We start from the raw sequence: 26,275 nt of genomic DNA, 5'->3' as shown, positions 1-26,275 counted from the left end.
AGGGGACCGGCCGGAGGGCGGGGCGGGCCGGGATCAGGCCGGTTTCGTCGGGGGCAGGGCGCGCTGCAACGCGTGCAGGAAGCCGTCCGTCGTCGTCCGGTCCCGTACCGCCAGGCGCAGCCACCCCTCGCCCAGCCCCGGGAACGTGTCCCCGCGCCGGACCGCGTACCCCAGATCGCGCAACCGGTGCCGTACGGCGGACGCGTCCGGGACGGCGACCAGGACGAAGGGGCCCTCGGCCGGGCCGACGACCCGTACTCCGGCACCGGCGAACCCCGCCAGCCCGGCGACGAGACGCTCCCGGTCGGCGGCGATGCGGTGGGCGGCGTGGGCGGCCTCCGCCAGGGCCCGCGGCGCCACGCACACCTCGGCCGCCGCCAGCGCGGGAGTGGACACCGGCCACAGGGGCTGGGCGCGCTCCAGTTCGGTGATCGTCTCCGGGTCGGCCAGGACGTACCCGATGCGCAGCCCCGCCAGCCCCCACGTCTTGGTGAGGCTGCGCAGGACGACGAGCCCGGGCACGTCCGTGCGCCCGGCCAGCGCCTCCCGCTCGCCCGGCACCGCGTCCATGAACGCCTCGTCCACGACCAGCGTCCGCCCGGGCCGGGCCAGCGACGCGAGCACGCCCGCCGGGTGCAGCACCGAGGTCGGGTTCGTCGGATTGCCTACCACCACCAGGTCGGCGTCCTCGGGGACGGCGCCGGGGCCGAGGCGGAAGCCGTCCGCGGCCCGCAGCAGCACCCGGCCGACCGTGTGCCTTGCGTCCCGCAGCGCCGCCTCGGGCTCGGTGAACTGCGGGTGCACCACGACCGGCCGGCGCACCTTCAGCGCCCGTGCCAGCAGCACGAACGCCTCCGCCGCGCCCGCCGTCAGCAGCACCCGCTCCACCGGCAGGCCGTGCCGCGCCGCCACCGCCGCCCGCGCGGCCCGCCCGTCCGGGTAGGCGGCGAGCGAGCCGAGCGAGGCGGCGACGTGCTCGCGCAGCCAGGCCGGGGGAGTGTCCGCGCGGACGTTCACCGCGAGGTCCACCAGCGCCGAACCGCCGTCGCGCACCTCGGCGTCCCCGTGATGCCGCAGGTCGAGGCCGTCGGCCTCAGTGTGCGTGGGAATGTGCGTGTCCATGCCCGTGATGGTGCCCGTGGTGGTGATCGCCGTCGTCGTCGGGGTGGAAGTGCGGTTGCTGCGGCAGCCCCACCTTGTCCTCGAACCCCGGCAGCGCGATCCGGTACACGCAGCTGTCGCAGTTCATCCGCAGGTCGCCCTTGACGGCCTCCTCGTACCGCTCCCACACCAGATCCAGCAGCTCCGGCTCGGGACCGATCACGTCCGCCGACCGCACCTCGGTCTCCGGGTGCGCGGCGGCCCACTCCTCGGTCTGGTGCCGGACCCGGTCCGGGAGGATGCCGGTGAACAGGAAGTACGGCAGGACGACGACCCGCCGCGCCCCCAGCCGCACACACCGGTCCAGGCCGCCCGGCACGTCCGGCTCGGCCAGCGACACGAACGCCGTCTCCACGGCCGCGTAACCGCGCCCCTCCCACAGCAGCCGCGCCGCCTTGAACACCTCGGCGTTGGCGTCCGGGTCCGTCGACCCGCGCCCGACCAGCAGCACGGTCACCTCGGACGGGTCCCAGGACGGATCGACCGCCTCCGCGAGGCGCCGCTCCAGCACCCGCAGCAGCGCCGGGTGCGGGCCCAGCGGACGCCCGTACGTGTACGAGATGCCGGGGTGGCGCTCCTTCTCGCGGGACAGCGCCGCCGGGATGTCGCCCTTGGCGTGGCCGGCGGACACCAGCATCAGCGGCACGGCCGCGAACCGGCGCACCCCGCGCTCCACCAGCTCCGTCACCGCATCGCCCAGCGGCGGCGGGGACAGTTCGATGAAGCCGCCCGCGACGGGCAGCTCGGGGTGGCGTCGGCCCAGCTCGCGCACGAAGTCGCGGAACGCCTCGGCTCCGGCCTCGTCCCGGGTGCCGTGTCCGGCGATGAGCAGGGCGGGCGGGGTCGTCACAGGTTCTCCTCGGGTTTCTCGGATTCGGACGCCCCGGACCCGGAGGTCCGGGAAGCGGCGGCAGGGGAGCGGCGGGTCACCGGGTCCCCTGCCAGCGGTAGCCGCGCGGCGTCACCATGCGCCCGGCGATCTCCCGGGTCGCGGTGTTGCCCACCGTCACGACGGTCATCATGTCGACGGTCGCCGGGTCGAGCGCGGCCAGCGTGGACAGGCGGCTCGACTCGTCGGCGCGCGACGCGTTGCGCACGACGCCCACCGGAGTCGTCGGCTCCCGGTGCTCCGCGAGGATCGCCAGCGCCTTGGGCAGCTGCCAGTCGCGGCCCCGGCTGCGCGGGTTGTAGAACGTCACGACGAGGTCCGCCTCGGCCGCCGCGCGCACCCGGCGCTCGATGACCTCCCACGGCGTGTGCAGGTCGGACAGGCTGATGGACACATGGTCGTGGCCCAGCGGCGCGCCCAGGACCGCCCCGGCCGCCAGCGCCGCCGTCACGCCCGGCACCCCGACCACGTCGATGTCGTCGCCCGCCTCGGCCAGCGCGGGCGAGGCCATCGCATACACCCCGGCGTCCCCGCTGCCGATCAGCGCGACGGCATGGCCGCGCCGCGCCTCCTCGACCGCGGTCCGGGCCCGCTCCTCCTCCGCGCCCAGCCCCGACTCCAGCACCCGGGTGCCCGGCCGCAGCAGATCGCGGATCTGGTCGACGTACTGGTCGAGCCCGACCAGCACCGACGCGCGCCGCAGCTCCGCCCGCGCCCGCGGCGTCACCAGGTCCCGGGCGCCGGGACCGAGCCCGACCACCGCGAGCCGCCCACGCCCCGGCCGCCGTACCACCGCACAGGTCGCCATCGCGGGCACCGCCGCCGACTTCCGCTTGGGCACGAGGAGTTCACCCCCGCGCACCAGCGCCGCCGCCTCCGCGACCGACGGGGTGCCCACGGCCGCGAGCGGCGCGTCGGACGGGTTGGGCACCTCGACGCCCGCCAACGCCTCCGCCGGATACGTCACCAGAGGCACGCCCAGCCGTGCGGCCGCCCCGACGATCCCGGGCTCCTCCGCCTTGGCGTCCACGGTGGCCAGCTCCGCGACCGACGCTGCCGACAGCCCCGCCTCGCGCAGCGCGGCCTCCACCAGGGCGAGCACCTCGTCCACCGGCGCCCCCCTGGACGCGCCGACGCCGACGACCAGCGACGGCGGACGCAGCACGACCTCGCGCCCGGACGGCGCCACCGCACGGTCCGTCACCCGGACCGTGTACGCCCCGTCGGCCGCGACCGGGAGCGGCGGCAGCGGCCAGGCCACCTCCGCGCGCAGAGCCACCGGCTCGCCGTCCAGCAGGGCCCGCGACACCCCGGCGACATCGCCCTCGACGGGCAGCCCGAGCGTGTCCAGACCGGCCAGCCCGACCGCGTCGGTCGCCGTCGTCACCACCGGCTGAGCACCCAGCACCTCGCCGACCGCACGGGCGAGTTCGTTCGCGCCGCCCCCGTGCCCGCCGACCAGCGACACGGCGAACCGCCCGCCCTCGTCGACGCACACCACACCCGGGTCGGTCCGCTTGTCGTCCAGCAGCGGTGCCACGAGCCGGACCACGGCCCCCGTGGCCAGGAAGCACACCAGCCGCTCGCACTCGGCGAACGCGGACCGTACGGCGTCCGCGACGGGACCCTCGTACACCCGCGTGCGGTCCGGCCACGCGGCGGCCAGCCGGTCCCGCGCCGCCGCTCCCGCCGCCGTGGCGGAAATGAGCCCGATCAAGGGGCAACTCCTTCGGTACGGCCGTGCGGCCTGACGCCCCACAGCAGGAAGACGGGATTGGTGGCCGCGAGCCGGGTCACGTCCCCCGGCAGCGGCGCGAGCCGCGAGGACTGCAGCAGCACCCCGTCGCAGTCGAGACCGGCGTCGAGCAGCGCCTGGCGCGCCGCGGGCACCCGGTCCAGCGCGGCCATCGCGACGACCACGACGCGCCGGGCCCGCCGCGCGCACTCGGCGACGATCGCGGGCAGTTCACGTCCGCCACCGCCCACGAACACCGCGTCCGGCTCCTCGTCCAGGCCGCCCAGCACCGCGGGCGCCGCCCCGTGCACCACCCGCACGTCGACCCCGTGCGCGGCGGCGTTGGCGCGGACCCGCCCGACACCGTCCGGCGTCCTCTCGACGGCGGTGACGGCGGCACCGAGCCGCGCGCACTCCACGGCCACCGACCCGGAGCCCGCGCCGACGTCCCACACCAGGTCGCCGGGGCGCGGCCCGAGGCGGGCCAGCGCCAGCGCCCGCACCTCGAACTTGGTGATCATCGAGTCGCGGTGGGCGAACTCCGCCTCGTCCAGCGCCCATCCGGCGGGCCCCGGCCGCGGCCCCGCGAGCGCCCGCACCGGCCCCAGCGCCCGCGCCTCGTCCAGGCACAGCACCACGCTCACCGCCGCCCCCCAGTCCCGGGCGGCGGCCTCGGCGGGCGTCACCCGCTCCACGCGCTCCCCGGCCGAGCCCAGCGCCGAGGCGACCACGAGCACCCGCCGGTCGGACCCGAGCGCGGTCCCCAGCTCCGCCGGACCGGCTCCGGGACCCGTCAGCACGGCGACCTTCGGGTGCGCCCGGCACAGGTTCACCGCCGTCCGCAGATCCCGCCCGTGCGCGCTCGCCACCACGGCGTCGTCCCACGGCAGCCCGGCCCGCGCGAAGGCCGCGGCGACCGAGGAGACCCCGGGCCGCACGTCCAGCCGCTCCGGACCGAACCGCTCGGCCAGCGCCCGCACGATCCCGAAGAACCCCGGATCACCGGAGGCCAGCACGGTCACCGGCCGCTCCTCGGCGACGTACTCCGCGACCGTGTCCAGGGCGGGCGCCAACGCCCCGAGGACCACCGTCCGGGCCCCCTCAGGCAGCCGTACGGCGTCCAGGTGCCGCCGCCCCCCGACGACCAGCTCCGCACCCGCGGCGACCGCCCCGGGCGCCGCACCGGAGGAGGCGCCCATCCCGACCACGGTGATCACGTGCTCGCACCCCGCGAGCGCAGCTCCCGGCGCGCCTCGGGGTCGGCCTTGCGATAGCCGTGGAAGTGCCCCGGGTGGTAGAGGTGCGAGCGGGTGCCGTGCGCGTCGAGCGCCGGGCCGACCAGGAACAGGGTGTGCTTCCAGAGCTTGTGCTCCTTGACCGTCTCCTCCAGCGTCCCGATCGTGCACCGCACGACCAGCTCCTCCGGCCAGGTGGCCTGGTAGGCGACGACGACCGGCGTCTCGGTCGGGTAGCCGCCCTCCAGCAGCTCCCGCACCAGCTGGCCGCTGCGGGCCGCCGACAGGAAGACCGCCATCGTCGTGCCGTGCTTCGCGAACTCGCGGACCTCCTCCCCGGGCGGCATCGGCGTCTTGCCCCCGCCGAGCCGGGTGAGGACCACGGACTGCGCGACCTCCGGAATGGTCAGCTCCCGCTGCGCGAGCGCGGCCACGGCCGAGAACGCGGAGACACCGGGCACCACCTCGGTCGCCACACCGATCTCCGCACACCGGTCGAGCTGCTCCTGCGTGCCGCCCCACAGCGCCGGGTCCCCGGAGTGGATGCGGGCCACCCGCAGCCCCTCCTCCCGGGCCCGCCGGTACACGGCGACGACGTCCTCCAGCGACATCGTCGCCGAGTCCAGCACCTCGGCGCCCTCCCGCGCGTGCTGGAGCACCTCCGCCTGGACGAGGCTCGCCGCCCAGATCACCACGTCCGCCTCGGCGATGGCGCGCGCCGCACGGAACGTCAGCAGGTCGGCGGCGCCGGGACCGGCACCGACGAAGGTCACCTTGGCCTCGGAATCCATCGTTTTCGGTCCTCTCCTGTGCATTCTGTTCCTGTGCGCCCTGCGCATATTTACTGCGGTTGCTGCTGTCGTACGCGCGTGAACGCGACGTGATCGGATACCAAGGGCGCATGGCGGTCTTCGTCGCGCTCGGCGCGTTCCTGATGACGCTGGCCGGCGGCTGGACGGCACAGCGCGTGACCGACCGGCGCCACCTGGTCCTCGGCCTGGCCGGCGGCCTCATGCTGGGCGTGGTCGGCCTCGACCTGCTGCCGGAGGCCCTGGAGGCGGCGGGCGACGAGGTGTTCGGCGTGCCCGCGGCACTGCTGCTCTTCGTCGCCGGATTCCTGCTCGCGCACCTGGTGGAACGCCTGCTGGCGGCGCGCCGCGCCGCACACGGCGCCGACGAGCACGGACACCGCTCGCCCGAGGTGGGCCTGACGGCCGCGGCCGCGATGGTCGGCCACAGCGCCATGGACGGCGTGGCGATCGGCGCCGCCTTCCAGGTCGGCGGCGGCATGGGCACGGCGGTCGCGCTGGCGGTGATCGCCCACGACTTCGCGGACGGCTTCAACACCTACACACTGACCAGCCTGTACGGCAACGCCCGCCGCCGGGCCATCGCCATGCTCGTCGCCGACGCGATCGCCCCCGTCGCCGGCGCGGCCTCCACCCTCCTGTTCACCATCCCGGAGGGCGCGCTCGGCGCGTATCTCGGCCTCTTCGGCGGCGTGCTCCTGTACCTCGCCGCCGCCGAGATCCTCCCCGAGGCCCACCACGAGCACCCCGCCCGCTCGACCCTGCTGTGCACGGTCGCGGGCGCCGCGTTCATCTGGCTGGTCGTGGGCATCGCCGAGTGAGCCCCGCGCACCGCGGGCGTTCACAGCTTCCCGCCCCGCCCGCCCTCGCGCCGGGCGGGCGCGATGAGCGTCGACAGATACGGCAGCGGCGCCCCGTCCAGCTCCCCGGCGGGCCGTACGGACTCCTCCGGCAGCCCCAGCGCCGACCCCCACACGGCGTCGTCGAGACGCCCGCTCTCCCGCAGCGCCTCGGCCACCTCGGCCGCCTGCCGGCCGAACTTGTACGCGACGACCGTGCCCGGCCCGTGCAGCGCCTCCTTGAGCACGGCGGCCCCCGCCGTGACCGGCACCAGCGTCAACGGCTCGGTGCCCTCGGTCAGCACGGCCCCCGACCGCGCCGCGAGATCCTGCATCGCGGTGATCCCCGGCACGGTCTCCACGACCGTCCCCGGCACCAGCGCGCCGACGGTCTGCGCGAGATAGGTGAAGGTGGAGTACACGTTGGGATCACCGATGGTCGCGAAGGCGACGCCGCCGTGCTCCCGCAGCAGCCCGGCCACCCGCTCCCCGGCCGCGTCCCAGGCCGCCTCGCGCCGCGCCCGGTCGGCGCGCTCGTTCAGCGCGAACACCACCCGTACGACCTTCTCGGCGCCCACGTAGTGCAGCACGGTCGCCTCGGCCCGGCCGCGCTCCCCGCCATCTGTTCCATCGGATGCAGCCATGACGGGCACGACCACGACATCGGCGGCCCGCAGCGCGTTGACCCCCTTCACGGTCACCAGCTCGGGGTCCCCGGGCCCGACCCCCACACCGATCAGCCTGCTGCTCATGACGTCCGGCACCTCTCCACGAACCGACTTGCGACACCGGGCTCGGCCGCCCAGTGCGTGTGCAGATAGCTCGCGTGCACACCGCGCTCCACGAATCCCTCGACACGCCGCTCCGGCGCCCGCATCCCCCACGCCGGCACCGCCCCGGCCCCCGGCTCCACCACCGTCCGGTGGAACTCGTGCCCCCGCATCCGCGTCCCCGCCCCGGCCAGCACGCTGTCGGACACGGCCACGGCGTCCCGGTAGCCCAGCGTCAGCCGCTCCGACATCCGGGCGGAGGCGTCCAGCACTCCGCACATCGGCGCCCCGTCCAGCTCCCGGCACAGATACAGCAGCCCCGCACACTCGGCGGCGACGGGAGCACCGCTCGACGCCAACTCGGCGACGGACTTCCGCAGCGGCTCGTTGGCGGACAGCTCGGCGGCGTACACCTCGGGAAACCCGCCCCCGATCACCAGCCCGGCGGTCCCCTCCGGAAGCTCCTCGTCCCGCAACGGATCGAACGTGACGACCTCCGCCCCGGCAGCGGCGAGCAACTCGGTGTGCTCGGCGTAGGAGAACGTGAAGGCGGCCCCACCGGCGACGGCGACACGCTTTCTCAGCCGGTCCGGCGCTTGAGGACGAGGCCGTCCAGGCCGATCTCGGGGGTCTGGGGGCGCAGCCCCCAGGGACGGGACGGGAAGGGGCGGCGGGGGCGAGGAGACCACGGCCTCACCCGCGTCCCAAGCCGCACAGGACAACGCACCGGCACTACGCGCCAGCCCGACCAACGCCTCCAGATCACACCCGTCGGCGACCTGCGCGGCCATCGCCGCCACGGCATCCACCGCCTCCGAGCCCCGCTCGGCAACAGGTACCAACCCCAGATGCCGAGAAGGCGTCTGCACGGGCGCGGCCCGCCGCAACACCCCAAGCACCGGCACCCCGACGCAGTCCACCGCCTCCCGCAGCAACGCCTCGTGCCGATCCGACGCGACCTTGTTCAGGATCACGCCCCCGATCCGCACCTCCGGGTCCCAGCTCACGAACCCGTGCACCAGCGCCGCCACCGACCGCGACTGCGACGACGCGTCCACGACCAGCACCACCGGCGCCCGCAACAGCTTCGCGACCTGCGCGGTGGACGCCAGCTCGCCCTCCCCGGCGGCCCCGTCGTACAGCCCCATCACCCCCTCGACCACGGCGATGTCGCACCCGCGCGCCCCGTGCAGGAACAGCGGTCCGACCAACTCGGGCCCGCACAGGTAGGCGTCGAGGTTGCGCCCCACCCGCCCCGTGGCGAGCGCGTGGTAACCGGGATCGATGTAGTCCGGCCCCACCTTGTGCGGGGACACGGCGAGCCCGCGCCCGGCGAGCGCGGCCATCAACCCGGTGGCGACCGTGGTCTTGCCGCTCCCGGACGACGGCGCGGCAATGACCAGCCGAGGAACACCGGAATCCGGGGAGGTCACCACTCGATGCCCCTCTGCCCCTTCTGCCCCGCGTCCATCGGATGCTTGACCTTGGACATGTCGGTGACGAGATCGGCGCACTCCACCAGCGCGTCGGGCGCGTTCCGCCCGGTGATCACCACGTGCTGGGTCCCCGGCCGCGCACGCAGCACGGACACCACCTCGTCGGTGTCGACCCACCCCCAGTGCATCGGATAGGCGAACTCGTCCAGCACGTACAGCTTGTACGTCTCGGCGGCCAGGTCCCGCTTGACCTGCTCCCAGCCCTCCCGGGCCTTCTCCTCGTTGTCCAGCTGCGCGTCGCGCTGGACCCAGGACCAGCCCTCGCCCATCTTGTGCCAGTCGACCGAGCCACCCTCGCCGCTGGCGCCCAGCACCCGCAGGGCGTTCTCCTCGCCGACCTTCCACTTGGCCGACTTGACGAACTGGAACACCCCGATCGGCCACCCCTGGTTCCAGGCGCGCAGCGCCAGCCCGAAGGCGGCGGTGGACTTGCCCTTCCCGATGCCCGTGTGCACCACGACCAGCGGACGGTTGCGCCGCTGACGGGTCGTCAGTCCGTCGTCCGGTACGACACTCGGCTTCCCCTGCGGCACTACGCGGCCCTCCTGCTGCCCTGCCTGCTGCCCTGCACGTCCTTCACGAGCCCGGCGATCGAGTCCGCCCGCAGCTCGTCCAGCGTCACCGCCGTACCGCCCAGCTCACCCGCGAGCTGCCCGGCGAGCCCGAGCCGCACGGGCCCCGACTCGCAGTCGACGACCACCGAGGCGGTGCCGTCGGCCGCGAACAGCCGCGCCGCACGCCCCGCCAGCGCGACGGGCTCCGGGCCGCCGGTCGCCCGCCCGTCCGTCACCACCACGACCAGCGCCCGCCGCGCCGGATCCCGCAACCGCTCCACCCGCAGCACCTCGTGGGCGCGCAGCAGCCCGGCCGCGAGCGGCGTACGCCCCCCGGTCGGCAGCGCCTCCAGGCGGACCGCCGCCGCGTCCACCGACGAGGTCGGCGGCAGCGCCACCTCGGCGGCCGAACCCCGGAAGGTCACCAGCCCCACCTTGTCCCGCCGCTGGTACGCGTCCAGCAGCAGCGACAGCACGGCACCCTTAACGGCGCCCATCCGCTGCCGCGCGGCCATCGACCCGGAGGCGTCCACGACGAAGAGCACGAGGTTGCCCTCACGCCCCTCGCGCGTCGCCTGCCGCAGATCGTCCCGGCGCACCACGAGACCGGGCCCGCTGCGCCCCCGCGCCCGCTGGTGCGGGGCGGCGGCCTGCACGGTGGCGGCGAGGTGCAGCTTGGTCAGCGCCCCCCGGGGCCGCCGGGCCCCGATGGTCCGCCCGTGCTCGGCCCGCGCCCGCGAACGGCGCCCGGCGGCACCCTCGCCCAGCCCCGGCACGCTCAGCACCTTGGTCCGGAACGGCTCGGCGGCACGCGCGGGGGACTGCTCCCCGGCACCGCCGGACGGCTGCGGCTCCCCGCCCTCCCCGGCTTCGGGCCGCGCGGCGGCGTCGCCATCACCCTGCGGCGCGTCGTCGGGCTCCGGCTGCCCACCGGGACCGCCGTCGGGCCCCGGATCGGGATCGTCGTCCCCGTCCTCGCCCGGCCCGTCCTGCCCGCTGAACTCCTCCAGCGTCTCGTCCAGCTTGTCCTCGTCCAGCCCCGGCGCGTCGAAGGGATTGCGCCGCCGCCGGTGGGGAAGCGCCAGCAGCGCCGCCTGCCGTACGTCCTCCGCGAGCACCTCCGTCCGTCCGGCCCAGGCCGCCAGCGCGGTCGCCGTCCGCGCCATCACGATGTCGGCGCGCATGCCGTCCACCTCGAAAGCCGCGCAAGTCGCCGCGATCTGCCGCAGTGCCCCGTCACCGAGCCGCACCGACGGCAGCAGCTCCCGCGCCGCCACGATCCGCGCCCGCACGGCGGCCTCCTCGTCGGCCCACCGCGCCGCGAAACCGGCCGGATCGTCGTCGTACGCCAGCCGGCGCCGTACGACCTCCACCCGCTGGTCCGGCTCGCGCGAGGCGGCGACCTCGACGGTGAGGCCGAAGCGGTCCAGCAACTGGGGCCTCAATTCCCCCTCTTCGGGGTTCATGGTCCCGACGAGCAGGAACCGCGCCGCGTGCCGCACGGATACGCCCTCGCGCTCGACGTACGAGGCGCCCATGGCGGCGGCGTCCAGCAGCAGGTCCACGAGGTGGTCGTGGAGGAGATTGACCTCGTCGACGTACAGAATCCCGCGGTGCGCGTCGGCCAGCAGCCCCGGCTCGAAGGCCTTCACGCCCTCCGACAGCGCCCGCTCGATGTCGAGGGCGCCCACCAGCCGGTCCTCGGAGGCCCCGACGGGCAGCTCGACCATCCGCGCGGGGCGCGACGCGAACGCACCCGGCTCGTGCGGGCCGTCCGGGCAGCCCGGGTCGGGGGAGTCGGGGTCACACGAGAAACGGCACCCGGAGACGACGTCCACCTCAGGCATCAACGCCGACAGCGCCCGCACGGCCGTGGACTTCGCGGTGCCCTTCTCACCGCGGACCAGCACACCGCCGACGGCCGGGGAGACGGCGTTCAGCAGCAGCGCGAGCCGCAGGTCGTCCTGGCCCACGACGGCCGTGAACGGGAACGGGGTACTCACTTGTCGTCACCCTCCAAGTCACCTTCGAGTTCCAGATAGGTGGCGCGCAGCCGCTCCAGCGTCTCCGCGTCCGGCTCCGCCCACAGCCCCCGGTCCGCGGCCTCCAGCAGCCGCTCCGTGATGCCGCGCAGCGCCCAGGGGTTGGACTTCTTCATGAAGTCGCGGTTCTCCGGGTCGAAGACGTACTCGGCGCTGAGCCGCTCGTACATCCAGTCGTCCACCACCCCGGCCGTGGCGTCGTACCCGAACAGGTAGTCCACGGTCGCCGCCATCTCGAAGGCGCCCTTGTAGCCGTGCCGGCGCATCGCCGCCATCCACCGCGGGTTGACCACCCGGGCCCGGAAGACCCGGTGCGTCTCCTCGCCCAGCGTCCGGGTCTTCACCTGGTCTGGAGTGGCGGAGTCGCCGACGTAGGCCTCCGGGCTCGCGCCCGTCAGATGGCGCACCATCGCGACCATGCCGCCGTGGTACTGGAAGTAGTCGTCGGCATCGACCAAGTCATGTTCGCGTGTGTCGACATTCTTCGCCGCCACCGCGATCCGCCGGAACGCCGTCTCCATGTCCCCCCGCGCCGCCCGCCCGTCGAGCCCGCGCCCGTAGGCGTAGCCGCCCCACACCGCGTACACCTCGGCGAGGTCCGCGTCGGAGCGCCAGTTGCGGGCGTCGATCAGCGGGAGCAGACCCGCGCCGTACGCGCCCGGCTTGGAGCCGAAGATGCGGGAGGTGGCCCGGCGCCGGTCGCCGTGCTCGGCGGTGTCCTCGTCGGCGTGCGCCTTCACGAAGTTGGACTCGGCCGGCTCGTCCAGCTCCGCCACCGCCCGCACCGCGTCGTCGATCAACCCCACGACGTGCGGGAACGCGTCCCGGAAGAAGCCCGAGATGCGCACCGTGACATCGACGCGCGGACGGCCCAGCTCCGCGACCGGCACCACCTCGAAGCCCGTCACCCGGCGCGAGGCGTCGTCCCACACCGGACGGCACCCCAGCAGGGCCAGGATCTCCGCGATGTCGTCGCCCTGGGTGCGCATCGCGGACGTGCCCCAGACGGTGAGGCCGACGGACTTCGGGTACGCGCCGGTGTCGTTCAGGTACCGCTGGATCAGTGAGTCGGCCAGTGACTGGCCCACCTCCCAGCTCAGCCGGGACGGGATGGCCTTCGGGTCGACGGAGTAGAAGTTCCGGCCGGTCGGCAGGACGTTGACCAGCCCGCGGGTCGGGGAGCCCGAGGGTCCGGCAGGCACGTAGCCGCCGTCCAGCGCCCGCAGGATGTGCCCGATCTCGTCAGTGGTCCGGGCGAGGCGCGGCACGACCTCCGTGCAGGCGAACTCCAGCACCGCGACCGCGTCGGGGAGTTCGGTGCCCAGCACGTCGCGCACCAGAGCCGGTACGGCCGCCGCGTCCCACGCCCGCAGCTCCATGCCCTCCGCGACCCGGCGGCACAGCTGCTCGAGGAGGTCGATCGCGTCGGCCGCCGACCGGGCCGGGCCGTCCACCAGCTCCGTCAGCTCCACCGGCACCTTCACCGGGGCGCCGGGCTCGGCCAGCAGTTCCTTCTCCACCAGGCCGAAGTACTCGGCGAGGGACGCCCTGAGGCCCGGCAGGGCGTTCGCCCGTCCGCCCCACACCTGCGAGGCGCGCAGCACCGCGAGGACCAGGTTGACGCGCGGCTCGCCGACCGGGCCGCCACCCAGGATGTGCAGGCCGTCGCGGATCTGCACGTCCTTGATCTCGCACAGGTAGCCGTCGATGTGCATGACGAACTCGTCGAACGCGTCGTCGTCCGGCTGGTCGTCCACATGCAGGTCGTGGTGGAGTTCGGCGGCCTTGACCAGCGTCCAGATCTGCGCGCGGACCGCCGGCGCCTTCGTCGGGTCCAGGTCGGAGACGAGCGCGTACTCGTCGAGCAGCTGCTCCAGCTTGGCCAGGTCGCCGTAGGTGTCGGCGCGTGCCATGGGCGGTACGAGGTGGTCGACGACCGTGGCGTGGCCGCGCCGCTTGGCCTGGGTGCCCTCGCCGGGGTCGTTGACGATGAACGGGTAGATCAGCGGCAGGTCGCCGAGTACGGCGTCGGGTGCGCAGCCGCCGCTCAGCCCGAGGCCCTTGCCCGGCAGCCACTCCATCGTGCCGTGCTTGCCCATGTGCACGATCGCGTCGGCGCCGAAACCGTGCTCCAGCCAGCGGTAGGCGGCCATGTAGTGGTGCGACGGCGGCATGTCCGGGTCGTGGTAGATCGCGATCGGGTTCTCCCCGAAGCCGCGCGGCGGCTGGATCATCACGACGACGTTCCCGAACTGGAGGGACGCCAGCACGATGTCGTCGCCGTCGACGTACAGCGACCCCGGCGGCTCGCCCCACGCCTCCCGCATGCCGTCCCGCAGCTGAGGGTCCAGCTTCTCGAACCAGGCCCGGTAGTCGGCCAGCGGGACCCGCGCGGGCGCGGCGGCGAGCTGGTCCTCGGTCAGCCACTCCACGTCGTGACCGCCGGCCTCGATCAGCCGGTGGATCAACTCGTCGCCCTCGGACGGGTACCCGCTGACCCCGTACCCCGCGTCCCGGAGCGCGTCCAGCACCCGTACCGCCGACGCCGGGGTGTCGAGACCGACCGCGTTGCCGACGCGGGAGTGCTTGGTCGGGTACGCGGTGAAGACCAGCGCCAGCTTCTTCTCGGCGTTCGGCTTGTGCCCGAGCGCCGCGTGCCGGACGGCGATCCCGGCGACCCGCCCGGCCCGCTCCGGGTCGGCGACGTACACCGGCACCTCGTCGGGCCCCTGCTCCTTGAAGGAGAACGGCACGGTGACCAGGCGCCCGTCGAACTCCGGGATCGCGACCTGCATCGCCGCGTCCATCGGGGAGAGCGCGGCGTCGGATGCCTCCCAGGCGGCCCGGGAGGAGGTGAGGCAGAGCCCTTGCAGCACCGGCACGTTCAGGTCGGCCAGGGCCCCGATGTCCCAGGCCTCCTCGTCACCGCCCGCCGAGGCCTGCGAGGCGTGTGTGCCGCCCGCCGCCAGGACGGTGGCGACCAGGGCGTCGGTCCGGCCCAGCAGCTCGTACAGCCCGGGGTCCGCGCCGCGCAGCGAACCGCAGTACACGGGCAGCGCGTTGGCGCCGCGCGCCTCGATCGCGTCGCACAGCGTGTCGACGAAGGCGGTGTTGCCGCTCAGCTGGTGGGCGCGGTAGAAGAGCACACCGACCGTCGGGCGGCCCTCGGTGAAGGCCCGGGAGCCGTGGACGCCGTACTCCGGCATCTTCCGCGGCTCGTCGAAGCCCTCGCCGGTCAGCAGCACCGTGTCCGACAGGAACCGGGCGAGCTGGGTGAGGTTGTCGGGGCCGCCCTCGACGAGGTAGCGCAGCGCCTGCGCCACCACCCCGGCCGGGACCGACGACTCGGCCATCAGCTCCGCGTCCGGCACGCTCTCGCCGCCGAGCAGGACGGTCGGGACACCGGCGGCCTTCAGCGCGGCCAGCCCGTCCTCCCAGGCGCGCTTGCCGCCGAGCAGGCGCACGACGGCGAGGTCCGCGCCCTCGACCAGGCCCGGCAGCTCCTCCGTCACGTCGACCCGGGTCGGGTTGCCGATCCGGTAGGCGGCGTCCGACGCGCGGGCCGCCAGCAGGTCCGTGTCGGCGGTCGACAACAACAACACTGTGCTCATGCGGGCGCTCCCGGTGGAATGAAGGGCAGTCCTTGCGGCGCGCCGGACTCGATGAGCCGCCACAGCGCGTCGGTGTCCGCGTGGTGTTCGATCAGGTCGCCGAGCCGGTCGAGCTGCTCCTCGCGCAGCGCGGCGAACGAGGTGTCGGGGGCCGGTACGAAGCGGCGGCCCGCGGCGGCGGCCACCTCGCGCAGGAACGCCCGCCGGAAGCCGTCCGACTCCAGCGAGCCGTGCCAGTGGGTGCCCCAGGTCTGTCCGACCCGGCAGCCGTCCAGGAAGGGGCTGCCGCCCGTCACTTCGGCGACCCCGTGGTGGATCTCGTACCCCTCGACGCGCTCGCCGAGGGCCTCGCCCACCGGCCGGGTGAGGGTCTTCTCGCGGGCGAACCGCACCCGCACGGGCAGCAGTCCGAGGCCGTCCACGTGCCCGGCGCGCGACTCGACCTCGTCCTCGATGTGCTCCCCGAGGAGCTGGAAGCCGCCGCAGACGCCGAGCACGGGCCGCCCCTCGGCGACCCTGCGCACGATCGCCTCCGCGAGCCCCCGCTCCCGCAGCCACTGAAGCGCCCGCACCGTCCCGCGGGTCCCCGGCACGATCACCAGGTCGGCGTCGGCCAGTTCCTCCGGCCGGTCCACGAACCGCACCACGACACCGGGTTCGGCGGCCAGCGCGTCCACGTCCGTGAAGTTGGACATCAGCGGCACCGCGCAGACCGCGACCCGCAGCACGTCCTCGCCCACCGGCGGCGCGACGACCGACTCCCGCACGGTCCCGCGCAGGGAGACGCGCAGCCCGTCCTCCTCGTCGATGCCGAGCCCGTGTTGGAAGGGCAGGACGCCGTACGTGTGCCGCCCGGTGAGCCCGTGCAGCATCTCCAGCCCCGGCTCCAGCAGCGACACGTCGCCGCGGAACTTGTTCACCAGGAACCCGGCGACCAGCGCCTGGTCCTCGGGCGCGAGGAGCGCCACCGTCCCGAAGAACGAGGCGAAGACCCCGCCCCGGTCGATGTCGCCCACCACCAGCACGGGCAGCCCGGCGCCCCGGGCGATCCCCATGTTGACGATGTCGGTGCGGCGCAGGTTGATCTCGGCCGGGCTGCCCGCCCCCTCGCAGATCACCGCGTCGTAGGAGGCGCGGAGTTCGGCCAGCGAGTCGAGCACCGTGCCGAGCAGCCGCTCCTGGCGCCCGCCGTGGTAGCCGCGGGCGCTCATCTCGCCGACCGGCCTGCCGAGCAGGACGACCTGGCTGCTGCGCTCCCCGCCGGGCTTGAGCAGCACGGGATTCATGTGCGCGGTCGGCTCCACCCGGCAGGCCTGGGCCTGCATGGCCTGCGCCCGCCCGATCTCCGCGCCCTCGCGGGTCACGAAGGAGTTCAGCGACATGTTCTGCGCCTTGAAGGGCGCCACCTTCACGCCCTGCCGCACCAGCCAGCGGCAGATCCCGGCGGTGACGACGCTCTTGCCGGCGTCGGAGGTGGTACCGGCGACGAGCAGACCACCGTTCATGACGTACGTCCCTTCCTGACGATGCCGCGCGCGAGCAGCCGTGCGCCCGCGCACACGCCCAGCGCCAGCCAGCTCACGCGCCGGGACAGCCGTACCGCCCGGTCGATGTCGCCGGAACCGGCCCGTACGGGGCGCCCGGCGGCGCCGTTGAGGACGGGCCGGTGCTCGACCCGCCCGCCGTAGGAGAGCGTCCCGCCGAGCCGCACGCCCAGGGCGCCGGCGAACGAGGCCTCCACGGGCCCCGCGTTGGGGCTCGGGTGCCGTGCGGCGTCCGCGCGCCAGGCCCGCACCGCGCCCCGCGGGTCGCCCCCGGCCACGGTGGCCAGTACGGCGGTCAGGCGGGCGCCCGGCCAGCCCGCGAGGTCGTCCAGGCGGGCCGAGGCCCAGCCGTAGCGGCGGTACCTGGGCGACTTGTGGCCGACCATGGCGTCCAGCGTGTTGGCGGCCCGGAAGCCGAGCAGCCCGGGCACCCCCGCCACGGCGCCCCACACCAGGGCGCCCACCACCGCGTCCGAGGTGTTCTCGGCGACGGACTCCACGACGGCCCTGGCGATGCCGTCGGCGTCCAGCGCCCGCGGGTCCCGCCCGCACAGGTGCGGCAGCCGCGCCCGGGCGGCCTCGACGTCACCGGCCTCCAGGGCCCGGCCGATCGCGGCGGCCTCGCGGGCGAGCGAGGTGCCGCCGACGACGGCCCAGGTGGCCGCGCCGGTCAGGACGACGCGGGCGGCGGGGGAGCGGTGCACGGCATGGGAGGCGGCCAGCCCGAGGGCGGCGGCGCCACCGGCGCACACGGCGGTGTGCAGGGCGCCCCAGCCCCGGTGGTCCCGCCACAGCACCTGTTCCACGGCGCCCGCGGCACGGCCGAACGCGGCGACCGGGTGTCCGCGGCGCGGATCGCCGAGGAGGAGGTCGCCGAGGAGGCCGGCGGCGGCGCCGTACGCGAAGACGCGTCCGGCACGCACGGGTTCAGCCGGTCACAGGGTCGGGGAAGCACCTGGCACTGGGCGTCGGGCGGTGGCGGCAGCCGGGCATCGCGTCATGTCCTCACTCAGGGTGTCCACGCCCTGGTTCGAAGAGTCCGGCGGTGAGAGTTCCTGGCTCCCGGGGGTTTCCTGATCCCCGGTCACAGTGGCGGGACCGCGCCGGATTCGCACCGGGCTTCCTCTCCTGCCGCCGTAGATGGCCCCGGAAGTCCACCACGGCCCGCGAACACCCGTCAACCTGGCGTTGACCTGCGACGGGGGAGTGTGCGAAGGCCCACACACGAGTGGTGTGCGCCGGCACGCGAAGGGGCGGGGCGCGGAACGGTTCGAGTCCGTTCCGCGCCCCGCCCCGGCGCGTGCGCCCGTGAACGGGCGGATTTCAGGCGGTGGCCGAGCGGCGCGGTCAGGCGACGATCAGATAGATCCCGTACGCCACCGCCGCCGTGCAGGCCGCGAAGCACGCGTACGCGCCGGTGACCGCGAGGGCCGCGGAGCCGCCCTCGGCGGCGGCCCGCTCCTGGCGGGAGAGGCCGACGATGCCGAGGGTGAACAGGCCCACCAGGGCCACCGTGACCACGAGGCTGACGCCGAAGACGGAGCCGAGAGCTGCCCAGTCGATGCTCATGGAGGTTCGCTTCCTTCGTACCCGGGCTGCGGGTTCAGACGGTGGTGGCGGCCGAGGGGGCCTTGGGGTCGGACGTGGTGGCGGCGGCCGGGAGGGTGGCCGACAGCTCCTCGGCCACGCCCGTCGGGGGCGGCGACACGGCGGCCATCGCCGTGGTGACCACACCGGCCGGCTCGGGCTGCTGGGCGCCCACCACGTCGCCGTCGACGACGTTGGTGTGGTCGACGACCTCGCGGCGGGAGATCCGCCAGATCGCGAAGCTGGAGGCGACCAGGAACACCGCGACGAGGGCCGTGCCCCAGTCGCCGAGGCGGCAGACCCACTCGGCGAGCGCGGCGACCAGGGCCGCGGCGGGCAGCGTCAGGCCCCAGGCGACGAACATCCGGGTGGCCGTGGACCAGCGGACCACGCCGCCCTTGCGGCCGAGGCCCGCGCCCATCACCGCACCGGAGACCGAGTGCGTGGTGGACAGGGAGAAGCCGAGGTGGGACGAGGCCAGGATGACCGTGGCGGCACTGGTCTGGGCGGCGAAGCCCTGCTGCGGCTGGAGGTCGGTCAGGCCCTTGCCCATGGTGCGGATGATGCGCCAGCCGCCCAGGTAGGTGCCGAGCGCGATCGCCAGGCCCGCGCTGAGGATGACCCACACGGGCGGGTCGGAGTCGGGGGCGAGCGAGCCGCCCGCGACCAGGGCGAGGGTGATGATGCCCATGGTCTTCTGGGCGTCGTTGGTGCCGTGGGCCAACGAGACCAGACCGGCGGAGGCGATCTGACCGGCCCGGTAGCCCTTCGCGGCGGCCTTGCCGTCGGCCTTGCGGCCCAGCGAGTACGTCATCCGGGACGCGAGCAGCGCCGCGAGTCCGGCCACGATCGGGGCGGCGATCGCCGGGAGGAGCACCTTGGTCACGAGCACGTCGCCGTTGACCGCGCCGATACCGGCCGAGGCGACGGCGGCACCGATCAGGCCGCCCATCAGGGCGTGCGAGGAACTGGACGGGAGCCCGACCAGCCAGGTCAGGAGGTTCCAGAGGATCGCGCCGACCAGTGCGGCGAAGATGACCTCGGGACGGATGCCGGTCTCGTCGACGAGACCCTTGGAGATCGTGTTGGCGACCTCCACGGAGAGGAAGGCGCCTACAAGGTTGAGGACGGCGGACATCGCCACCGCCACCTTGGGCTTGAGCGCACCGGTCGAAATGGTCGTTGCCATCGCGTTCGCGGTGTCGTGGAAACCGTTCGTGAAATCGAACGCGAGTGCGGTTACCACCACAATCGCGAGGATCAGCGAGAAGCTTTCCATTTACCCAGGCAATCGTTCGAGGTCATTGGCGCGACGAACGTAGGTAACCAGAGTGAACGGAAGATGAACTGGGCAGGGCGCCACGGTGACCGCAGACGGAGTCGGAACCTCCCTCTGCGTGCCCGCTCCGGCGCTCTCCGGAGACGTCCCTGGCAGGATCACCGCCAGGACGGTCGGCGACGGGACGTGAGGGGCGCGCGGGCGCCCCGGAGGAGACGGTGACTGTGACGCAATCGCGGGCTGCGGCGGGAGAATCGGCCGGGGAGTCGGCCCGGGAACCGAGCTGGGAGCCGGCCTGGGCGGAACTCGTCGCGACGGCCCGCCGGACGGTGACGGACGGGCTGGTCGTGGGCACCTCGGGCAACGTCTCGGTGCGCGTCGGCGACACGGTCCTGGTCACCCCGTCGGGTGTGCCGTACGACCGTCTGGCCCCACGCGACGCGACCGGCGTCGACCTGGACGGACGCCAGGTGCTCGGCACGCTGGTCCCCACCAGCGAACTGCCCATGCACCTGGCCGTGTACCGCGCCGACCCCGACGCCCGGGCCGTGGTCCACACCCACGCCGTGCACGCGACGGCGGTCTCCCTGCTCGTGTCCGAACTCCCGCCGGTGCACTACATGACCGCCGCGCTCGGCGGCCCCGTCCGGGTCGCCCCCTACGCGGCCTACGGCACCGACGCACTCGCCCGCGCCATGCTCGACGCCCTCACCGACCGCACCGGCTGCCTGCTGCGCAACCACGGCACGGTCACCTACGGCGGCTCCCTCGACCAGGCCTACGACCGCACCGCCCAACTGGAGTGGATGTGCCGCCTCTGGCTGACCGCCGTCTCGGTGCCGGGCCACGCGCCCTCCCTGCTCACACCGGAGCAGCTGGCGGAGGTGACCGAACGCCTCCGGGGATACGGGCAACGGAGCTGACGCGGAGGTGCGTGCCGGGTGGATCATGGGGTACCGGCTACGGGACACAGCATCCCCGTCACCCACCGTCACGCGTCCACTGGCCGCCCGAGGACTCCACCAGGAGACTGGCCCCATGCGCACTGTCACCGCAACGGCAGCCGCCGTCACCGCAGCTCTGGCGACCGGGGTGGCGAGCGTCGCCGTCGGCCGGCTCGCCAGCGACGCGGCGCTCAAGGCGCCCCCCGGCCGGCCCCTGCCGACCGAGCCCCGGCTCACCGTGCACGGCACCGCCGCCGGGCAGATCACCCTCACCCGGGACCTGGCCGCCCTGCGCCCCGGCCGGTACGGGCTCGCCGGTGACGGCTCCCACGCGGTCGTGGGCCCGGTCCTCGGCACCGTCGAGCACGGCGCCGACACCGTCGTACGCCGCCTCGAACGGGTCACGCACGGCACCCTGGGGACCGGTGACCGGGCGTGGTTCACCCCGAACCTGTACGTCGGCAACCCGGGCACGGCCCTCGACCTGGAGTACGCCGACGTCGAGGTCCCGGGGGAACTCGGTCCGCTCCCGGCCTGGTTCCTGCCCGGGGCCCGCCCGACCTGGATCATCGCCGTGCACGGCCTGGCCGCCACCCGCGAGCACGCCCTGAACCTGATCGCCCCGCTGCACCGCCGCAGCGTCCCGGTGCTCGCCCTCGCCTACCGCGGCGACGTCGGCGCGCCGTCCTCGCCCGACGGCCTGCACCACTTCGGCGAGACCGAATGGCGCGACGTGGACGCGGCCGTCCGCTACGCCCTCGACCACGGTGCCCGCCAGGTCGTCCTGCTCGGCTGGTCCACCGGCGCCACCATGGCCCTGCGCACCGCCGCGCTCTCCGGCGTGCGCGAGCGCATCGCGGGGCTCGTCCTGGACTCCCCGGTGCTCAGCTGGGAGGCCACCCTGCGCGCCCTGGCCGCCGCCCGCCGCACCCCCGGCGCGCTCCTGCCGCTCGCCGTCCGCGCCGCGCAGGGCCGCGCCGGGCTGCACGCCGACCGGGACACCGGCACCACCGGCCTGCACCGCCCGGCCGTCCCTACCCTGATCTTCCACGGCCCCGGCGACGCGGTGGCCCCCTGGCGCCTCTCCCGCCGCCTCGCCGACACCCACCCGCGCCTGGTCGCCCTCCACACCGTGCGGGACGCCCCGCACGGCGCCATGTGGAACGCCGACCCCGCGGACTACGAGGAGACCCTCCGCCGCTTCATGACCCCACTGGTGTGATCCCCTCCCGGCGCCTCCTCCCGCACGCCCTCCGTCCGCCCCGCGACCCCGGTCCGCGGGCGCGACGATCCGGTTCCGTTCAGCGCCGTACCACTGGCCTGATCCGATGCCCGAACAGTGCATACGACCCCCGCGCCGGCCCTCCCGGGAGGCCGCCGGGGCATTCCGTTTGGGTTTTCGGACCGTCAACCGGAAGACTGCACCCGTGACGTCCCGTATCCCGCGCGACTCCAGGCTCCGACTCGTCCGCCCGCGACCCCTGGCCGCCGCCCCCCCAGCGATGAATCAGCGGCGTCCACGCCGCCCCGCGCCGCGCCCCCCGGAAGGCACACCGGCCCGGTCCGAGCTGGCCGGAATGGCACGCTCCGGTCTTGCCGACGCGGCCCGCGTCGCCCGCTGGGCCGACTCCGCACTCGGCCCCGGCCGCGGCAGCGCGACCGCCGACGGCAAGGCCACCCTGTCCGACGCCACCGCCGAGCACGCGGCCCGCGCACTGGGCCTGCCCGTGGCCAAGGTCCGCGCCGACTGGGACACCGCCCGCCTCGCCGGACTGGTCGAGGTGCACGGCGGCACCGCCCGCCCCGGCTGGCGGCTGCGCGCCTGGAACCGCGACGACAGCGCCGTGCTGCGCGGCTGGGTCGCCCTCTTCGACGCCTGGTCGCTCGCCCACCCCGAGCCCGCCGGGCAGGAGCCCGCCGCGGTGGCCGAGGTCGTCTCCGCGATGCCCCAGGTGCTCTCCTTCCTCCAGCTGTCCGCCGGGCCCGTCCCCGTGGCGCAGCTCCTGGACCTGCTGGAGCAGCGCGTCACCGAACTGCGCACCGAGCGCTGCGAGGTGCCCTACGGCCCCCGGCTCGAACCCGGCACCCCGGGCGCCGAGCCGGACCCGGCCCCCGCCGGCGACACCCCGCTCGCCCCCCTCCTGGACTGGGCCCTGCACGCCCTCGCCTCCGTCGGCGCCCTCACCTGCGGCGACGGACACGCCACGCTCACCCCGCTCGGCAACTGGGCGGTCTGGGTCAAGCTGGAGCAGATCTGCGTCGCCGCGCAGAGCCCGGCCGGCAACATCGAGCAGTCGGCCGAGGGCATGCTCCGCGGCTGCGCCCAGCTCCGCCCCAACGCCGCCCGCGCCGAGTACCGCGCCTGGCTCGCCGCCCGCCCCGTCGGCAGCGCCGTCGCCGAACTGCTCGAGGCCGCCCGGGGCGAGGACGCCCTGCTGCGCGGCCTCGCCTTCGAGGCGCTGCGCGTCGTCGGCGCCCCCGCCGAACCCGACGTCCGCGGCGTCGTCGACGAGCCGACGCTCAGGCCCTACGCCCTGCTGTGGCTGGCCGAGCACGACGGCGCCGACCCCGAGGACGCCCACGAGGTCCTCACCCGCCGGGAGGCCACCTGGCTGTGGGTGGACACCGCGGCGGCCGTCGCCGACCACGGGGAGGCCCCGCTGCTGGTGCGGCACCTGGAGTCGGCGGTGCAGGCCACCGTCCCGGCCCTGCTCGCCGAGGTCCGCGCGGTCGGCCACCCCCGCACCGTGCAGGTGCTGGTGGCACTCGCCGCCGCGCACCCGGACCCCGCCCTGGCCAAGGCCGTCCGCCGGGCGGCCTTCCAGGTCCACACCGGGGGCAGCTGACCGGCCGGGCCCGACGGACGGACCGCCGGAGGCTACCCGCGTACCTCCGGCGCGTACGTCCCGAAGCTCCAGACGTTGCCCTCCAGGTCGCGGGCCATGTAGTCCCGCGAGCCGTAGTCCTGGTCGGTCGGGGGCATCAGGATCTCCGCGCCGTGCTCCACGGCCCGCCGGTGATGGGCGTCGACGTCCGCCACCACGACGTACACACCCGTGGTGCCGCCGCTCTTCATGGCCTCGTCGAACCGGCCGCCCCTGCCCTTCGAGCCGAGCATGACCGCGCCGTTGCCCTGCACCAGTTCGGCGTGGGCGACCGAGCCGTCCTCGTCCTCGTACACCGCGAGTGCGGTGAAGCCGAAGGCCTCGGTGAGCTGCCGGATCGCCGCCTTGGCGTCCGCGTACCGGAGCGTCGGGTAGATGCTCGGGCGCCCGTCCTCGTTGCCTGCCATGCCGATCACTTCCCTGTGAGCCGGTGGCCCGCGCCGCTCGTGGGCCCGTTCGCCCAGTCTTCCACCGGCCACCGACAACGCTCGCGGGGAAAAGTGGTTGCACCGCCCCGTTAGACTGGCCCCATGGCCATTCTCCTCGTGCATTAGAGCGGCGGGAACCTCCACAGCCGCCCACCCCGCCAATCCACCCGCCCAGGAGTCTGACCGTGATCTCCGCCTCCGGCATCGAGCTGCGCGCCGGTGCCCGTGTCCTCATCGAGAGCGCCACCTTCCGCGTCGCCAAGGGCGACCGCGTCGGCCTGGTCGGCCGCAACGGCGCCGGCAAGACCACCCTCACCAAGGTCCTGGCCGGCGAGGGCCAGCCCGCCGCCGGCGCCGTGACCCGCTCCGGCGAGGTCGGCTACCTCCCGCAGGACCCGCGCACCGGCGACCTCGACGTGCTCGCCCGCGACCGCATCCTCTCCGCCCGCGGCCTGGACACCCTGATCCGCAAGATGCGCGAGAACGAGCAGCGCATCGCCAACGGCCAGGGCGCCACCCGCGACAAGGCCCTGCGGCAGTACGAGCGCCAGGAGACCGAGTTCCTCACCAAGGGCGGGTACGCCGCCGAGGCCGAGGCCGCCACCATCGCCGCCGCGCTCAACCTGCCCGACCGGGTGCTCGGCCAGCCGCTGCACACGCTCTCCGGCGGTCAGCGCCGCCGTATCGAGCTGGCCCGGATCCTGTTCTCGGACGCGGACACCCTGCTGCTCGACGAGCCGACCAACCACCTCGACGCCGACTCGATCATCTGGCTGCGCGACTACCTGAAGACCTATCGCGGCGGCTTCATCGTGATCTCCCACGACGTCGACCTGGTCGAGACGGTCGTCAACAAGGTGTTCTACCTGGACGCCAACCGCTCCCAGATCGACGTCTACAACATGGGCTGGAAGCTGTACCAGCAGCAGCGCGAGGCCGACGAGAAGCGCCGCAAGCGCGAACGTCAGAACGCCGAGAAGAAGGCCGCCGCCCTGCACTCGCAGGCCGACAAGATGCGCGCCAAGGCCACCAAGACGGTCGCCGCGCAGAACATGGCCCGCCGCGCCGACAAGCTGCTCTCCGGCCTGGAGGCCGAGCGGAAGTCCGACAAGGTCGCCAAGCTCCGCTTCCCGGAGCCCGCACCCTGCGGCAAGACCCCGCTGACCGCCGAGGGCCTGTCCAAGTCCTACGGCTCGCTGGAGATCTTCACCGACGTCGACCTGGCCATCGACAAGGGTTCCCGGGTCGTCATCCTCGGCCTCAACGGCGCGGGCAAGACCACGCTGCTACGCCTCCTCGGCGGCGTCGAGAAGCCCGACACCGGCCAGGTGATCGAGGGCCACGGCCTCAAGCTCGGCTACTACGCGCAGGAGCACGAGACCCTCGACCCCGAGCGCACCGTCCTGGAGAACATGCGCTCGGCCAACCCCGACCTGGACCTGGTCGAGGTCCGCAAGACGCTGGGCTCGTTCCTGTTCTCCGGCGACGACGTCGACAAGCCCGCCGGTGTGCTCTCCGGCGGCGAGAAGACCCGTCTCGCGCTGGCCACCCTCGTGGTGTCCTCGGCGAACGTGCTGCTCCTCGACGAGCCCACCAACAACCTCGACCCGGCCAGCCGCGAGGAGATCCTCGGCGCGCTGCGCACCTACAAGGGCGCCGTCGTCCTCGTCACCCACGACGAGGGCGCCGTCGAGGCGCTCCAGCCGGAGCGGATCATCCTGCTCCCGGACGGCGTCGAGGACCTGTGGGGCGCCGACTACGCGGACCTCGTCGCCCTCGCTTGACCGAATGGATGATCCACTGGTGATGGATCATTCGGCCGATCCGTGATCCACCATCTGTGTGAGATCTCCTCATCAAGAGGTGTGTCCTACATCGATTTCGCGGCCGGGCCCCTCATTGCCGGGGGTCCGGCCGCGACGCCTTTCTGACCTGGAATGACGCGGAGAAACCCGTTCGGCCGAACGCGCCGGATTCTCTGGAATCACGGATTCCGTATGTGGGGGCCCGCTCCTGTCGTCACCACGTTGTCCCATCGACCTTGCCGAATGGGTGGCCAGGAGGGCCGGGAGGGGTGATCATGAGGAGTACCAGAGCGCACTTCCCATGAGGAGGCACGGGTGGCCGAGACTCTGAAGAAGGGCAGCCGGGTTACCGGCGCCGCGCGCGACAAGCTCGCGGCAGACCTGAAGAAGAAGTACGACGCCGGTGCGAGCATCCGGGCGTTGGCCGAGGAAACCGGCCGCTCGTATGGCTTTGTGCACCGCATGCTCAGTGAGTCGGGTGTCACGCTCCGAGGGCGTGGCGGGGCTACCCGGGGCAAAAAGGCCACTTCGGCCTGATACCCCGGCGGCTCCTCGGCTCCGAAAGTGACGGTGGCCACCCGGTCGGTCCTCCGACCGCCCGGGTGGTTACTGTGCAGTCACTTAGCCCTGCCGTCGCACGGCGCACCGTCCGGCGCGCGGCG

Annotated in this window: 21 protein-coding genes and 1 riboswitch; of the genes, 6 read left to right on the top strand and 15 right to left on the bottom strand. The window is 74.3% G+C overall.

The features are described from left to right. Positions 1-33: 33 nt before the first annotated feature. From cobC to cobM, 5 genes are all read right to left on the bottom strand, one after another. Positions 34-1,122 carry an Rv2231c family pyridoxal phosphate-dependent protein CobC gene (gene cobC / locus ACGH52_RS09800; RefSeq protein ID WP_399938624.1) on the bottom strand — a complete coding sequence of 363 codons (1,089 nt, stop codon included), beginning with the start codon at positions 1,120-1,122 and terminating at the stop codon, positions 34-36. Continuing rightward, on the bottom strand, positions 1,094-2,011 hold the full coding sequence (locus ACGH52_RS09795; RefSeq protein ID WP_123623030.1) for a sirohydrochlorin chelatase: 918 nt from the start codon (positions 2,009-2,011) through the stop codon (positions 1,094-1,096). Before ACGH52_RS09795 ends, cobC begins: the two co-directional genes overlap by 29 nt. Before the next feature lie 76 nt (positions 2,012-2,087). Continuing rightward, complete coding sequence (gene cobJ / locus ACGH52_RS09790; protein WP_399938621.1) at positions 2,088-3,767, bottom strand: precorrin-3B C(17)-methyltransferase; 1,680 nt, start codon at positions 3,765-3,767, stop codon at positions 2,088-2,090. Further along, entirely contained in the window at positions 3,764-5,002 is a 1,239-nt protein-coding gene (gene cbiE / locus ACGH52_RS09785; protein ID WP_399938620.1) for a precorrin-6y C5,15-methyltransferase (decarboxylating) subunit CbiE, read from the bottom strand. Before cbiE ends, cobJ begins: the two co-directional genes overlap by 4 nt. Beyond that, entirely contained in the window at positions 4,999-5,811 is an 813-nt protein-coding gene (gene cobM / locus ACGH52_RS09780) for a precorrin-4 C(11)-methyltransferase (RefSeq protein ID WP_121700770.1), read from the bottom strand. The genes cbiE and cobM overlap by 4 nt, the downstream gene beginning before the upstream one ends. A 110-nt stretch (positions 5,812-5,921) precedes the next feature. Here cobM and ACGH52_RS09775 point away from each other — a divergent pair, with 110 nt between their 5' ends. Then, complete coding sequence (locus ACGH52_RS09775; RefSeq protein WP_059301858.1) at positions 5,922-6,650, top strand: ZIP family metal transporter; 729 nt, start codon at positions 5,922-5,924, stop codon at positions 6,648-6,650. Positions 6,651-6,670: 20 nt separating this feature from the next. Here the strand turns inward: ACGH52_RS09775 and cobI are convergent, their stop codons facing one another. From cobI to pitH, 9 genes are all read right to left on the bottom strand, one after another. Then, positions 6,671-7,420, bottom strand: a complete 750-nt coding sequence (cobI, locus tag ACGH52_RS09770) for a precorrin-2 C(20)-methyltransferase (protein WP_059301918.1) — start codon at positions 7,418-7,420, stop codon at positions 6,671-6,673. Further along, positions 7,417-8,871: a cobyrinate a,c-diamide synthase gene (locus ACGH52_RS09765; RefSeq protein WP_399938617.1), complete on the bottom strand. Its 1,455-nt coding sequence runs from the start codon at positions 8,869-8,871 to the stop codon at positions 7,417-7,419. Before ACGH52_RS09765 ends, cobI begins: the two co-directional genes overlap by 4 nt. Continuing rightward, complete coding sequence (gene cobO / locus ACGH52_RS09760; RefSeq protein WP_059301859.1) at positions 8,868-9,467, bottom strand: cob(I)yrinic acid a,c-diamide adenosyltransferase; 600 nt, start codon at positions 9,465-9,467, stop codon at positions 8,868-8,870. Before cobO ends, ACGH52_RS09765 begins: the two co-directional genes overlap by 4 nt. Next, positions 9,467-11,491, bottom strand: a complete 2,025-nt coding sequence (locus tag ACGH52_RS09755) for a putative cobaltochelatase (RefSeq protein ID WP_399938615.1) — start codon at positions 11,489-11,491, stop codon at positions 9,467-9,469. Before ACGH52_RS09755 ends, cobO begins: the two co-directional genes overlap by 1 nt. Next, a complete protein-coding gene (gene cobN / locus ACGH52_RS09750; protein ID WP_121701808.1) occupies positions 11,488-15,141 on the bottom strand; it encodes a cobaltochelatase subunit CobN in 3,654 nt (1,217 codons plus the stop codon). The genes ACGH52_RS09755 and cobN overlap by 4 nt, the downstream gene beginning before the upstream one ends. Then, a complete protein-coding gene (locus ACGH52_RS09745) occupies positions 15,138-16,646 on the bottom strand; it encodes a cobyric acid synthase (RefSeq protein ID WP_399938613.1) in 1,509 nt (502 codons plus the stop codon). The genes cobN and ACGH52_RS09745 overlap by 4 nt, the downstream gene beginning before the upstream one ends. After that, a complete protein-coding gene (locus ACGH52_RS09740; RefSeq protein WP_121701810.1) occupies positions 16,643-17,608 on the bottom strand; it encodes a cobalamin biosynthesis protein in 966 nt (321 codons plus the stop codon). The genes ACGH52_RS09745 and ACGH52_RS09740 overlap by 4 nt, the downstream gene beginning before the upstream one ends. Before the next feature lie 105 nt (positions 17,609-17,713). Continuing rightward, positions 17,714-17,860: riboswitch (cobalamin riboswitch) on the bottom strand. A gap of 172 nt (positions 17,861-18,032) precedes the next feature. After that, positions 18,033-18,254: a hypothetical protein gene (locus ACGH52_RS09735; protein ID WP_059301864.1), complete on the bottom strand. Its 222-nt coding sequence runs from the start codon at positions 18,252-18,254 to the stop codon at positions 18,033-18,035. 34 nt (positions 18,255-18,288) lie between these two features. Beyond that, on the bottom strand, positions 18,289-19,551 hold the full coding sequence (pitH, locus tag ACGH52_RS09730; RefSeq protein WP_121701811.1) for a low-affinity phosphate transporter PitH: 1,263 nt from the start codon (positions 19,549-19,551) through the stop codon (positions 18,289-18,291). A gap of 224 nt (positions 19,552-19,775) precedes the next feature. Here pitH and ACGH52_RS09725 point away from each other — a divergent pair, with 224 nt between their 5' ends. From ACGH52_RS09725 to ACGH52_RS09715, 3 genes are all read left to right on the top strand, one after another. Then, a complete protein-coding gene (locus ACGH52_RS09725; protein ID WP_121701812.1) occupies positions 19,776-20,474 on the top strand; it encodes a class II aldolase/adducin family protein in 699 nt (232 codons plus the stop codon). A 115-nt stretch (positions 20,475-20,589) separates the two neighbouring features. Then, complete coding sequence (locus tag ACGH52_RS09720; RefSeq protein WP_076973738.1) at positions 20,590-21,717, top strand: S9 family peptidase; 1,128 nt, start codon at positions 20,590-20,592, stop codon at positions 21,715-21,717. 205 nt (positions 21,718-21,922) lie between these two features. Beyond that, positions 21,923-23,341: a hypothetical protein gene (locus ACGH52_RS09715; RefSeq protein WP_399938610.1), complete on the top strand. Its 1,419-nt coding sequence runs from the start codon at positions 21,923-21,925 to the stop codon at positions 23,339-23,341. A gap of 32 nt (positions 23,342-23,373) precedes the next feature. Here ACGH52_RS09715 and ACGH52_RS09710 read toward each other — a convergent pair whose 3' ends face one another. After that, on the bottom strand, positions 23,374-23,787 hold the full coding sequence (locus ACGH52_RS09710) for a VOC family protein (protein ID WP_171987100.1): 414 nt from the start codon (positions 23,785-23,787) through the stop codon (positions 23,374-23,376). Between the two features lie 206 nt (positions 23,788-23,993). Here ACGH52_RS09710 and ACGH52_RS09705 point away from each other — a divergent pair, with 206 nt between their 5' ends. Both ACGH52_RS09705 and ACGH52_RS09700 read left to right on the top strand, forming a co-directional pair. Beyond that, complete coding sequence (locus ACGH52_RS09705) at positions 23,994-25,592, top strand: ABC-F family ATP-binding cassette domain-containing protein (protein WP_399938608.1); 1,599 nt, start codon at positions 23,994-23,996, stop codon at positions 25,590-25,592. A 336-nt stretch (positions 25,593-25,928) separates the two neighbouring features. Next, entirely contained in the window at positions 25,929-26,150 is a 222-nt protein-coding gene (locus ACGH52_RS09700; protein WP_003976983.1) for a helix-turn-helix domain-containing protein, read from the top strand. Positions 26,151-26,275 lie beyond the last annotated feature (125 nt).

Source organism: Streptomyces sp. BBFR25 (assembly GCF_044590125.1).
In the GTDB taxonomy this organism is placed as follows: Bacteria; Actinomycetota; Actinomycetes; order Streptomycetales; family Streptomycetaceae; genus Streptomyces; species Streptomyces canus_D.
This window is presented reverse-complemented; position numbering and strand designations above follow the sequence as displayed.